At 71.0% G+C, this 11,242-nt stretch carries 10 protein-coding genes; 5 read left to right on the top strand and 5 right to left on the bottom strand.

What is annotated here, in order from left to right; translation table 11 throughout:
* The first annotated feature begins 8 nt into the window (after positions 1-8).
* Both ACIQ1J_RS04455 and ACIQ1J_RS04450 read left to right on the top strand, forming a co-directional pair.
* Positions 9-1,691: a GAF domain-containing sensor histidine kinase gene (locus tag ACIQ1J_RS04455; protein ID WP_403554033.1), complete on the top strand. Its 1,683-nt coding sequence runs from the start codon at positions 9-11 to the stop codon at positions 1,689-1,691.
* Positions 1,692-1,812: 121 nt separating this feature from the next.
* Positions 1,813-2,862, top strand: a complete 1,050-nt coding sequence (locus tag ACIQ1J_RS04450) for a peptidoglycan DD-metalloendopeptidase family protein (RefSeq protein ID WP_403554031.1) — start codon at positions 1,813-1,815, stop codon at positions 2,860-2,862.
* Between the two features lie 12 nt (positions 2,863-2,874).
* On the opposite strand, the gene ACIQ1J_RS04445 is transcribed toward ACIQ1J_RS04450, so the two are convergent.
* The 5 genes from ACIQ1J_RS04445 to ACIQ1J_RS04425 form a co-directional block, all read right to left on the bottom strand.
* Positions 2,875-3,762: an HAD family hydrolase gene (locus ACIQ1J_RS04445; RefSeq protein WP_403554029.1), complete on the bottom strand. Its 888-nt coding sequence runs from the start codon at positions 3,760-3,762 to the stop codon at positions 2,875-2,877.
* Positions 3,763-3,810: 48 nt separating this feature from the next.
* Entirely contained in the window at positions 3,811-4,716 is a 906-nt protein-coding gene (locus tag ACIQ1J_RS04440; protein WP_403554027.1) for an LLM class flavin-dependent oxidoreductase, read from the bottom strand.
* Positions 4,717-4,900: 184 nt separating this feature from the next.
* On the bottom strand, positions 4,901-5,449 hold the full coding sequence (locus ACIQ1J_RS04435; protein WP_403554025.1) for an RNA 2'-phosphotransferase: 549 nt from the start codon (positions 5,447-5,449) through the stop codon (positions 4,901-4,903).
* 125 nt (positions 5,450-5,574) lie between these two features.
* Positions 5,575-7,332, bottom strand: coding sequence for an SDR family oxidoreductase (locus ACIQ1J_RS04430; RefSeq protein WP_403554023.1), 1,758 nt, complete (start codon positions 7,330-7,332; stop codon positions 5,575-5,577).
* The gene (locus tag ACIQ1J_RS04425; protein ID WP_403554021.1) at positions 7,329-8,183 is read right to left on the bottom strand and encodes a M24 family metallopeptidase; all 855 of its coding nucleotides are present in this window, start codon (positions 8,181-8,183) and stop codon (positions 7,329-7,331) included. The genes ACIQ1J_RS04430 and ACIQ1J_RS04425 overlap by 4 nt, the downstream gene beginning before the upstream one ends.
* 282 nt (positions 8,184-8,465) lie before the next feature.
* On the opposite strand from ACIQ1J_RS04425, the gene ACIQ1J_RS04420 reads away from it, so the two are divergent.
* From ACIQ1J_RS04420 to ACIQ1J_RS04410, 3 genes are read left to right on the top strand one after another with little or no spacing between them, the layout of a single operon-like run.
* On the top strand, positions 8,466-9,428 hold the full coding sequence (locus ACIQ1J_RS04420) for an ABC transporter ATP-binding protein (RefSeq protein WP_403554794.1): 963 nt from the start codon (positions 8,466-8,468) through the stop codon (positions 9,426-9,428).
* Positions 9,418-10,326 carry an ABC transporter permease gene (locus ACIQ1J_RS04415; RefSeq protein ID WP_210960141.1) on the top strand — a complete coding sequence of 303 codons (909 nt, stop codon included), beginning with the start codon at positions 9,418-9,420 and terminating at the stop codon, positions 10,324-10,326. The genes ACIQ1J_RS04420 and ACIQ1J_RS04415 overlap by 11 nt, the downstream gene beginning before the upstream one ends.
* Entirely contained in the window at positions 10,323-11,234 is a 912-nt protein-coding gene (locus tag ACIQ1J_RS04410; protein ID WP_121747942.1) for an ABC transporter ATP-binding protein, read from the top strand. The genes ACIQ1J_RS04415 and ACIQ1J_RS04410 overlap by 4 nt, the downstream gene beginning before the upstream one ends.
* Positions 11,235-11,242: the final 8 nt, after the last annotated feature.

The following is an 11,242-nucleotide window of genomic DNA, read 5'->3' as shown; positions in this document are numbered from 1 at the left end:
CTCGGGTCATGCCTCCAGCACCGCCTCCCGGCCCCCCGCCGCACGGCGAGGGGATATCGGCCGAGCTCCTGGCACGGGTACCGAAACTGCTGGACGCGATGCGGTCCGTCGGCAGCGGACTGGAGCTGCACTCCACGCTGAACCGGATCTGCGAGACGGCGGCCGACCTGTCGAACGCCCGGTACGCGGCCATCGGCGTCGCGGCCGAGGACGGCGACGGCCTCGCCGACTTCGTGCACCACGGCGTCGACGAGGCGACCGTCCGACGCATCGGCCACCTGCCCGACGGCCGCAAGGGCCTGCTGGGCGCCCTCATCCGCGACCCGGAGCCGTTCCGGCTCACGGACCTGAGCGAGGACCCGCGCTCGTGCGGTTTCCCCGAGCACCACCCGCCGATGCGCAGCTTCCTCGGCGTCCCCATCCGCGTACAGGACGAGATCTTCGGCAACCTCTACCTGACGGACAAACACGCGGGTGAGCCGTTCAACGACTACGACCTCGCCATGGTCCGCGTCCTGGCCACGGAGGCCGGCATCGCCATCGGCAACGCGCGTCTGTACGAGGCCGCCCGGCAGCGGGAGCGCTGGATCGACGGGTCGGTCGCCGTGACCACCGCGCTGCTGTCCGGCGGCGACATCGACGACGCCCTCCAGGTCGTCGCCGAACAGGCCCGCCGGCTCTCCGGAGCGGCCGCCGGAATCGTGCTGCTGCCGGCCGACGGGGGCGGGCTGGAGATCGCGGCCGTGGCAGCGGAGCATCCCACGAACGACCTGGGCAGGGTCATCCCGCCGGACAACGGCATCGTCGCCGAACTACTCGCGGGGCGAGCCCTGTTCGTGGACGACGCCGCCACCGACCCGCGCCTGGAGGCCGGACCGGTGCGCGCTTACGGTCCGGTCATGCTGCTGCCCCTGTGCCGGGACGGGCGGGTTCTCGGGAGCCTCGTCATGCCTCGCGCCCGGGGAGGTCATCCGTTCACCCGGGCGGAACGCGCACTCGGCGACCGGTTCGCCTCGCAGGCCGCGCTGGCGCTGATGATGGCCGACGCCCAGCGCGACCGGGAGCGGCTCGCGGTGTACGAGGACCGCGACCGCATCGCCCGGGACCTGCACGATCTCGTCATTCAGCGGCTGTTCGCCACGGGGATGATGCTGGAGAGCGCCCAGCGCAGGTCGGTCGTCCCCGAGGTGCGCGACGGGGTGGGCGGGGCCGTCGGCGAACTCGACGTCACCATCCAGGAGATCCGCTCGGCGATCTTCGCGCTGCGGCAGCCGGCCGAGGCGCCCGTGGGGCTGCGCACCCGTGTGCTGCGCGAGATCACCATGGCCGCGGTCCCGCTCGGGTTCACGCCCTCGCACCGCTTCGTCGGCCCGGTGGACGCCGCCGTCGGCGAGCTGACCGGCAAGAACCTGATCGCGGCGCTGCGGGAGACTCTGTCCAACGCCTTCCGGCATGCCCACGCCACCCGGATCGAAGTGGTCGTCGACGCGACGGCGACTCTGGCGGGAGGTCGGCGGGGCGTGCGGCTGACCGTCGCGGACGACGGCGTCGGCATCCCCGAGGGCGGTCGGCGCAGCGGCCTGCACAACCTCGAGCGCCGAGCGGAGACCGTCGGCGGCGGCAGTCGGCTCGGGCCGGGCATCGGTGCGGACGGCGCCGGCACGACGGTGCTGTGGGAGGCACCGTACTGAGGGCTGCCGACGCGGTGTTGCCCCATGTGCAGCAGCCGCACTGAGCCGAGTGCAGCAATCGGCGCCCGCTCGTACGACCTGAACAAGACCGTGCGCCCCCGTTCGGTCCACGATCGCTGACATGCGCTCACCTCGCAGCCATCCGCTGCTCGTTCCGGTGTTGCTGTGCGCACTCGCCGTGCTCGCCGCCCGCCCCGCCGACGCCACGGACGAGGACGGCGGCTCCGGGCCCCCTCTCGGTGCTCAGGTGGCGCGGCTGTACGAGGACGCGGGCAAGGCCACCCAGCAGTACGAGGAGGGGCGGCGCGAGGCCGAGGCGCAGCGGTCGAAGGCCCTCGAGTACGAGAAACGGCTCGACCGGCAGCGGCAGAAGATCGACGCCATGCACGAAGACCTGGGCCGCATCGCCCGCGCCCAGTACCGCAGCGGCGGCGGGCTCCCGCTCAGCGCGCAGATGATCCTCGCGGAGGACCACGACGAACTGATGCGAGGACAGCGAGCGCTTTCACGCGCGGATCTGGCTGTCAACAACGCCATCGGCAAGAGCCTGCGGGCCGAGGCCCGCCTCGCCGTTGACGAGGCCAGGGCGCAGGCGGCCTGGCAGGCGTTGGAGGAGCGCAACGCCGGTCTGGCGGAGCTGAAGAAGAAGATCGAGGGCAAGCTGGAGGCGGCGCGGTCACGACTGGAGGGGCAGGCGGACGCCTCTGTCGCGGCCGGTTCGTGTCCCGGTGCGGTCCGCCTCGACCAGCCGGGCGGGCGCTCCAGCCGGTCCTGGGTGGCCCCGGTGGAGACGTACGAGCTGTCGGCGTCCTTCGGCAGCGCCGGGAGCCGGTGGGCGAACCGGCACACCGGCCAAGACTTCGCGGTGCCGGTCGGCACACCGGTGCGGTCGGTCGGCACGGGCCGGGTGGTGAAGGTGTCGTGCGGCGGCGCCTTCGGCATCCAGGTCCTGGTCCAGCACGCGGGCGGCTACTACACGCAGTACGCCCACCTCGCCGCTGTCGCCGTCGACCAGGGCGACCGGGTCCGTCCCGGCCAGTGGGTCGGGCAGTCGGGCAGCACCGGCAACTCCGCCGGACCGCACCTGCACTTCGAGGTGCGGGTCACCCCGGAGATGGGCTCGGGGCTGGACCCGGTGCCGTGGCTGTCGCAACGTGGTGTGCTGCTCTGACGGGGCCGGCCGCTAGGACAGGTCCGTCAGCAACCGCTCGATCACGACCGCCACCCCGTCGTCGTTGTTGGCCACCGTCCGCCCCGACGCGGCGGCGATCACGTCCGGGTGCGCGTTGCCCATGGCGTACGACCGCCCCGCCCAGGTGAGCATCTCCACGTCGTTCGGCATGTCACCGAAGGCGACGACCTCCTCGTGCGAGATGCCGCGCTCGGCGCAGCACAGGGCGAGTGTGCTGGCCTTGGAGACCTCCGGCCCGCTGATCTCCAGCAGGGCGCTGGGGCTGGACCGGGTGACGTTGGCGCGGTCGCCGATGGCGAGGCGGGCCAGCGTGAGGAAGCCGTCGGGGTCCAGCTCGGGATGGAAGGCGAGGATCTTGAGGACCGGCTCGGCGGCGGCGCGACCGCCCGGCGCCAGGATCTCCTCGGCAGGCAGGCGGTCGTCGGGGACCTCCATGTGCAGCTTCGGATACGCCGGCTCCTGGTGGAAGCCGTACGTCTGCTCGACCGCGTACACCGTGCCGGGCGCCGCATCGCGCAGCAGTCGCACGGCGTCCAGCGCGTTGTCCCGGGCCAGCTCCCGGACCTTCACGAACCGGTGGGTGCCGGGGCCGCCGTGCAGGTCGACCACGGCGGCGCCGTTGCCGCAGATGGCCAGGCCGTGACCGTGGACGTGAGCACTGACGACGTCCATCCAGCGGGCGGGGCGGCCGGTGACGAAGAAGACCTCGATGCCCGCCTTCTCAGCGGCGGCCAGCGCGGCGACCGTGCGCGGTGAGACCGACTTGTCGTCGCGCAGCAGTGTGCCGTCGAGGTCGGTGGCGATGAGCCGCGGGCGGGTGGCGGCGGCCGGGGGCTCGGGCTGTCGGGTCGCTGAGGTCACCGGGTCATTGTCACGCATATGCCTGCACGGCCGTGCGCGAGTCCGCACATCTGTGAGCTACGGCTCTCATTCCTTCAGCTGGGCCAGCGCCTCCATGGCGATCCGCTCGAAGATCTTCTCGTCCGCCGTGAAATCCGAGTCGGGGATCGGCCAGTGGACGACGAGCTCGGTGAAGCCCAGATCGCGGTGCCGGCCCGCGAAGTCCACGAACGCGTTCACGGACTCCAGCGGCCGACTGCGGTCGGGGGTGAAGCCGGTGAGCAGGACCCTGTCCAGCTGACTCACCTCGCGGCCGATCGCGGCGCAGGCGTCGGCCAGCTTGTCGCTCTGCTCCCGCAGCGCCCGGTCCGACTGTTCGGGAGTGCCGTTCTCGTACAGCTTCGGGTCGCCGGTCGTCACCCATGCCTGTCCGTACCGCGCGGCGAGCCGCAGCCCGCGCGGACCGGTCGCGGCCACCGCGAACGGCAGCCGGGGACGCTGCACGCATCCCGGGACGTTGCGCGCCTCGTGCGCCGAGTAGTAGTCGCCCTCGTACGACACGGCGTCCTCGGTCAGTAGCCGGTCGAGCAGCGGGAGGAACTCGGCGAGCCGGTCGGCCCGCTCTCGGGGAGTCCACGGCTCCTGGCCGAGCGCGGTGGCGTCGAAGCCCGTGCCGCCCGCTCCTATGCCGAGCGTGACCCGGCCGCCGGAGATGTCGTCGAGGGAGATCAGCTCCTTGGCGAGCGTCACCGGGTGCCGGAAGTTCGGCGAGGTCACCAGGGTGCCCAGGCGAATCCGCTCGGTGACGGCCGCGGCGGCGGTGAGCGTCGGCACGGCACCGAACCACGGGCCGTCCCGGAAGCTCCGCCAGGACAGATGGTCGTAGGTGTACGCGGTGTGGAAACCGAGCTGCTCGGCACGCGTCCAGGTCGAACGGCCGCCTTCGTGCCAGCGGCGGTACGGGAGGATGACGGTGCTCAGACGCAGACTCATGCTTCCGAGCCTATGCGGCCGGCCCCCGTTTCACGTGAAACAACCACCGGCGTCACCGTACGCGACTGCTCAGCCACGGGGTGAGGAGGATCGCCGGACGAAGCCGGGCGGAAAGGGGCGCCCGTTGATACGTTCTCGACCGTGATCATGGCGGCGCCCTTGGGATGCCACCGATCGTGTGAGATCAGTGTCGAGCGGGAAAGCGCACGTACCGCGGTGGCACGCTCTTCGTCAGCCAGACCCCGTTGGCGCTGACGTGGAAGGCATGGCCGTCGCGGTGCATGGCGGCGGCCTCCACCGACAGCACGACCGGCCGGCCGCGGCGGGCACCGACCCGGGTCGCGGTCTCGCGGTCCGGCGAAAGGTGCACGTCGTGCCGGTTCATCGGCCTCAGCCCCTCGGCGCGGAGCGCCTCCAGGTGCCTGGCCACGGTCCCGTGGTAGAGAAACGGCGGCGGGGGCGCCGCGGGCAGAGCGAGGTCCACGTCGATGGTGTGGCCCTGGCTGGCGCGGATGCGGGCGCCCTCGATCGCGGAGCGCCGCTTGTCGTTGGTGGCGACCACGTGGTCGAGTTCCTCGCGGGTGAAGCGGAGGCCGTGCGTCGCGGCTGCGGCGATCAGCGTGTCGATCTCGACCCAGCCGACCTCGTCGAGCGCGAGCCCGATTCTCTCCGGCTGGTGGCGCAGATGCTTCGACAGATACCTGGACACCTTCACGGTGCGTCTGTCGTCCATGTGGTCTTGTTGCATGGAATCAGCGTGCCGAGAGAGGCACGCGTCACGCGATCGATTTTGCTGCCCATGTTTGATCCACAGCCAAGTGTGGTTATCCACAGGCTGGTTGGAGCAGTCTGTGGAAACTACAGTGGTGGCTTCACACGCGCGAGACGCCTCAACGCCCCAGGAGCGAACCGGGACAAGAGATGGGCGCCACGCGCCTCCGGCGTCACCGGGACCATGGCCCTGTTGCGCACGACCGCCTCCAGGACGGCGTCGGCCACCTTCTCCGGCGGGTAGTTGCGCAGCCCGTACAACCGTGCCGTGCGCCGCTGACGTCGCTTCTCCTCGTCGGCGTCGACGCCCGCGAAGTGCGCCGTGGAGGTGATGTTGGTGTTGACGAGGCCGGGGCAGACCGCCGTGACGCCGATTTCCTGCCCGGCCAGCTCGGCGCGCAGGCATTCGCTCAGCATCAGCACCGCCGCCTTGGAGGTGCTGTAGGCGGGCAGCGCCCTGGAGGGCTGGAAGGCCGCCGCCGACGCGGTGTTGACGATGTGGCCGCCCTGCCCGCGCTCCGCCATCTGCCTGCCGAAGAGGCGACAGCCGTGGATCACGCCCCAGAGATTGACGTCCAGGACCTTCTTCCAGTCCTCCGGCGTGGTGTCGAAGAAGGAGCCCGACATGCCGATCCCGGCGTTGTTCACCAGGACGTCCACCACGCCGTACTCGGCGGCGACCTTGTCCGCCAGCTTCTCCATGGCCTGCTCGTCGGAGACGTCGACGGTCTCCGCCCAGGCCGCGGGCGCACCGATCAGCCGGGACAGCTCCGCGGTGCGGGCGGCGGCCTCGGCGTCCCGGTCGACGGCCACCACGCGTGCGCCGGCCTCGGCGAAAGCGAACGCCGTGGCCCGCCCGATGCCGTTGCCCGCGCCGGTGACCAGCACCAGCTGGCCGCCGAAGCGTTCGGCGTACTTCCCGCTCGCCGCGGCCTCGGGCCGGCCGCCGTCGACGGCGGTGACGAACTCCGTGATCCAGTCCGCGAGCCGGTCAGGACGGGTGCGAGGCACCCAGTGCTTGGCAGGCAGCGCGCGGCGGGTCAGCCGCGGTGCCCACAGCTCCAGTTCGTCGTAGAGCCGCTCCGACAGGAACGCGTCGCCGAGGGGCGTGATGAGTTGCACGGGCGCGTGTGCGTAGGCGTCGTCGCGCGGGCGGCGGAGCCGGGGCCGGACGTTGTCCCGGTACAGCCATGCCCCGTGCGCCGCGTCCGATGGCAGGGAAGGGGTCGGGTAATCGCCGCCGGGCACCTTCTCGACGCGTCGCAGGATGCCCGGCCAGTGCTTCCCCAGAGGGCCGCGCCAGGCCAGTTCGGGCAGTACGGGCGTGTGCAGCAGGTAGACGTACCAGGACTTGGTGCCCTGGCCGAGGAGCTGGCCGACCCGGCGCGGGGTGGGGCGCCTCAGACGCCTGTTGATCCAGTGGCCGAAGTGGTCGAGGGACGGACCGGACATCGAGGTGAAGGAGGCGATGCGGCCCTCGGTGCGCTTGACCGTGACGAACTCCCAGGACTGCACCGAGCCCCAGTCGTGGCCCACCAGGTGCACGGGCCGGCCGGGACTGACGGCGTCCACCACGGCCAGGAAGTCGTCCGTCAGCTTCTCCAGCGTGAACCCGCCGCGCAGCGGGCTCGGCGCGGTGGACCGGCCGTGGCCCCGGACGTCGTAGAGGACCACGTGGAAACGGTCGGCGAGGCGGGCGGCGACCTCGGACCAGACCTCCTTGCTGTCCGGGTAGCCGTGCACCAGGACGACCGTGGGCTGGTGCGGGTCGCCCAGTTCGGCCACGCACAGCTCGACCCCGCCCGTGCGCACCCAGCGCTCCCGCGCACCGTCCAGCACCGTCATTTCTCCTCCGCCCAGTGCCGCACATGCGGCAGATCGTCGTCCAGCCAGAAGGCGCTCTGCTCGGGATCCGCGGAGTCGGTGACGACGAGAATCTCCTCGAACTTCGCGCCGGTGCCACGGAAACCGAGGTGGGGTTCGACCGCCCACAGCCCCGGCCGGGGCGGGTGGTCGGAGAAGCGGTACGGCGACCACAGCGGGGACCAGCCCTCGCGGTGGCCGTGCAGCGCGTCGCTCGCCAGGCCCTTGAGTGACTGTGTGCCGAAGCCGAACAGGCGTGGGGACAGGCGTCGTGCCCGCACTCGGTCCACCTTGTGGGCGATCACGCCGAACGGGTAGGCGCGGTGTCGGCTGGCGTAGCCCTGGCGGACCATGAGCCGGTCCACGTCCTCGTAGATCTCCCGCAGCGGGCGGCGTTCGCGCACCTCGCGCAGGATCAGCTCGCGGTGCGCCTCCAGGTCGGCCATCAGCCGCCGCTGCACGGGGTTGGGGCCGAGCGAGCCGGAGTAGCCGATGTCGGCGGTGAAACCCCCGTGCACCGGGGCCATGTCCAGGATGAACGGCATGCCCGGCTCCAGCCGGGGCCCAGTCGGGAAGAACTGCAGCGGAACGCGGAAGTCCGTGAAGGCCGTGCGGTCGCCGAACCAGGCGAAGGGCAGGTGGAACCAGTCCCGCACGCCCCGCTCCCGCAGCCACTCGCGCTGCATGCGGGCTGCCTCCCGCTCGGTCACCCCCGGTTCCAGCCGGGCCGCCACGGCCTCGGCGCACTCGTAGGCGAGACGCTGCACCTGCCGGAATCCGCGCAGCTCCGTACGGGACTCCGCGCCTGGTTCCGGTGTCACTTCCATCGTCATGCCACCCCGTCCCACCCGTCGGTCCGTCCACCCGCCCACGAGCCGGGCACGGCCCGTGCCGACCGAGCTACTCGCGCGTAACGTGACGTCGCCGAATCTCGCAGCTGTTAGACCTCGCGTCAATAGTGTGGGCGAAGGGCGGGCACACGGCCCCGGAAGACCGCTCCGTAGCTCTCAGGCACGGTATCCCCTACGGGCCCGTACTACTCGAGTCTGACTCCAAGACGGCTCTCCGGTCTGACGACCTCAGTGGTGCGCGTCACTACTGTCGTGGATGTGACTGTGATCGCGACCGAAAGCCTGAGCAAGCGGTACCCACGGGTGACCGCGCTCGACCGGCTCTCCGTGGACGTCGGACCCGGTGTGACCGGACTCGTCGGTGCCAACGGCGCCGGCAAGTCCACCCTGATCAAGATCCTGCTGGGTCTGTCTCCCGCCACCGAGGGCCGGGCCGAAGTGCTCGGACTCGATGTCGCCACCAAGGGCGCCGACATCCGCGAGCGAGTCGGCTACATGCCGGAGCACGACTGCCTGCCGCCCGACGTCTCGGCCACCGAGTTCGTCGTCCACATGGCACGCATGTCCGGCCTGCCACCCACCGCCGCCCGCGAACGCACGGCCGACACCCTGCGCCACGTCGGTCTGTACGAGGAGCGCTACCGGCCCATAGGCGGCTACTCGACCGGCATGAAGCAGCGCGTGAAGCTCGCGCAGGCCCTCGTCCACGACCCTCAGTTGGTCTTCCTCGACGAGCCCACCAACGGTCTCGACCCGGTCGGCCGCGACGAGATGCTCGGCCTCATCCGCCGCATCCACACCGACTTCGGCATCTCCGTCCTGGTCACCTCGCACCTGCTGGGCGAACTGGAACGCACCTGCGACCACGTCGTCGTCGTGGACGGCGGCAAGCTGCTGCGCTCCAGTTCCACCACGGACTTCACCCAGACCACGACGACCCTCGCGATCGAGGTCACCGACATCGACGAGCACCCCGACGGCACCCGCGCGGTGCGCGACGCGCTCGACGCGCGCGGGGTGACCGTCCAGGACGGCAGCGGCCTGCCCGGCGCCGGCCACGTCCTGCTGCTCACCGCGGCGGGCGAGGAGACCTACGACCTGGTCAGAGACGTCATCGCCGATCTCGGCCTCGGCCTGGTGCGCATGGAGCAGCGCCGGCACCACATCTCGGAGGTCTTCCAGGACAGCGACGCAGAACGGAAGGAGGCGGTCGGCCATGGCAGCTGAACAGCCCACAGCCACGGTGCCGGGTGACCAGACCCGCATCCACAACATCGGCTACCGCAGCTACGACGGTCCTCGCCTCGGCCGCGCCTACGCCCGCCGCTCGCTGTACTCGCAGTCCCTGCGCGGCGCCTACGGCCTCGGCCGCTCGGCCAAGTCCAAGGTGCTGCCGATGCTGCTCTTCGTGGTGATGTGCCTGCCCGCGGCCATCATGGTCGCCGTCGCCGTCGCCACCAAGGCGAACGACCTGCCCCTGGACTACACGCGCTACGCGATCGTCCTGCAGGCCGTCATCAGCCTCTACGTCGCCTCGCAGGCACCCCAGTCCGTCTCGCGCGACCTGCGCTTCAAGACCGTGCCGCTGTACTTCTCGCGGCCGATCGAGACCGCCGACTACGTCCGGGCCAAGTACGCTTCACTGGCCTCGGCCCTGTTCATCCTCACCGCCGCCCCCCTGCTGGTGCTCTATGTGGGCGCGCTGCTCGCCAAACTCGACTTCGCGGACCAGACCAAGGGTTTCGCACAGGGACTTGTCTCCGTGGCACTGCTCTCGCTGCTCTTCGCCGGCCTCGGCCTGGTGGTCGCGTCGGTCACCCCGCGCCGCGGCTTCGGTATCGCGGCCGTCATCGCCGTCCTGACCATCACCTACGGCGCGGTCTCCACGCTCCAGGCCATCGCGGAGGTCCAGGGCAGCTCCGGGTCCGTCGCCTGGATCGGCCTGTTCTCGCCGATCACCCTCATCGACGGCGTGCAGTCCGCCTTCCTGGGCGCCACCTCGGCCTTCCCCGGCGGGGTCGGCCCGAGCAACGGCGAGGGTGCGGTCTATGTCCTCGTCACCCTGGGCCTGATCGCCGGCGCCTACGGCCTGCTGATGCGCCGCTACCAGAAGGTGGGACTGTGACCACGCTGAACATCGACCACGTCTCCCGCTGGTTCGGCAACGTGGTCGCCGTCAACGACATCACCATGACGATCGGCCCCGGCGTCACCGGCCTCCTCGGCCCCAACGGCGCGGGAAAGTCCACCCTCATCAACATGATGGGCGGCTTCCTCGCCCCCTCCACCGGCAGCGTCACCCTCGACGGACAGCCGACCTGGCGCAACGAAGCCATCTACAAGCACATCGGCATCGTCCCCGAGCGTGAGGCGATGTACGACTTCCTCACCGGCCGCGAATTCGTCCTCGCCAACGCCGAACTGCACGGCCTCGGCGCCAAGGCGGCCCACGAAGCGCTCGCCACGGTCCAGATGGAGTACGCGCAGGACCGGAAGATCGCCACGTACTCCAAGGGCATGCGGCAGCGCGTGAAGATGGCGAGCGCCCTCGTCCACAACCCCTCGCTGCTCCTGCTGGACGAGCCCTTCAACGGCATGGACCCGCGCCAGCGCATGCAGCTGATGGATCTGCTGCGCCGTATGGGCGACGAGGGCCGCACGGTGCTGTTCTCCTCGCACATCCTCGAAGAGGTCGAACAACTCGCCTGGCACATCGAGGTCATCGTCGCCGGACGGCACGCGGCCAGCGGTGACTTCCGCAAGATCCGCCGCCTGATGACCGACCGGCCGCACCGCTACCTGGTGCGCTCCAGTGACGACCGGGCCCTCGCGGCGGCGCTGATCGCCGACCCGTCGACGTCCGGCATCGAGGTCGACCTCGCCGAGGGCGCGTTGCGCGTGCAGGCCGTCGACTTCGGCCGGTTCACGGCCCTGCTGCCGAAGGTCGCCCGCGACCACGGCATCCGGCTGCTCACGGTCTCGCCGTCCGACGAGTCCCTCGAGTCCGTCTTCTCGTATCTCGTCGCGGCGTAGGAGGCCGA

The sequence above is a fragment of the Streptomyces sp. NPDC097107 genome (assembly GCF_044762405.1).
GTDB classification, from domain to species: domain Bacteria; phylum Actinomycetota; class Actinomycetes; order Streptomycetales; family Streptomycetaceae; genus Streptomyces; species Streptomyces thinghirensis.
This window is presented reverse-complemented; position numbering and strand designations above follow the sequence as displayed.

What these genes read in the sequence shown, in the direction of transcription:
- ACIQ1J_RS04455 (WP_403554033.1), top strand. Translation starts at nt 9, where the DNA reads ATGCCTCCAGCACCGCCTCCCGGCCCCCCGCCGCACGGCGAGGGGATA.
- ACIQ1J_RS04450 (WP_403554031.1), top strand. Translation starts at nt 1,813, where the DNA reads ATGCGCTCACCTCGCAGCCATCCGCTGCTCGTTCCGGTGTTGCTGTGC.
- ACIQ1J_RS04445 (WP_403554029.1), bottom strand. Translation starts at nt 3,762, where the DNA reads ATGCGTGACAATGACCCGGTGACCTCAGCGACCCGACAGCCCGAGCCC.
- ACIQ1J_RS04440 (WP_403554027.1), bottom strand. Translation starts at nt 4,716, where the DNA reads ATGAGTCTGCGTCTGAGCACCGTCATCCTCCCGTACCGCCGCTGGCAC.
- ACIQ1J_RS04435 (WP_403554025.1), bottom strand. Translation starts at nt 5,449, where the DNA reads ATGGACGACAGACGCACCGTGAAGGTGTCCAGGTATCTGTCGAAGCAT.
- ACIQ1J_RS04430 (WP_403554023.1), bottom strand. Translation starts at nt 7,332, where the DNA reads ATGACGGTGCTGGACGGTGCGCGGGAGCGCTGGGTGCGCACGGGCGGG.
- ACIQ1J_RS04425 (WP_403554021.1), bottom strand. Translation starts at nt 8,183, where the DNA reads ATGACGATGGAAGTGACACCGGAACCAGGCGCGGAGTCCCGTACGGAG.
- ACIQ1J_RS04415 (WP_210960141.1), top strand. Translation starts at nt 9,418, where the DNA reads ATGGCAGCTGAACAGCCCACAGCCACGGTGCCGGGTGACCAGACCCGC.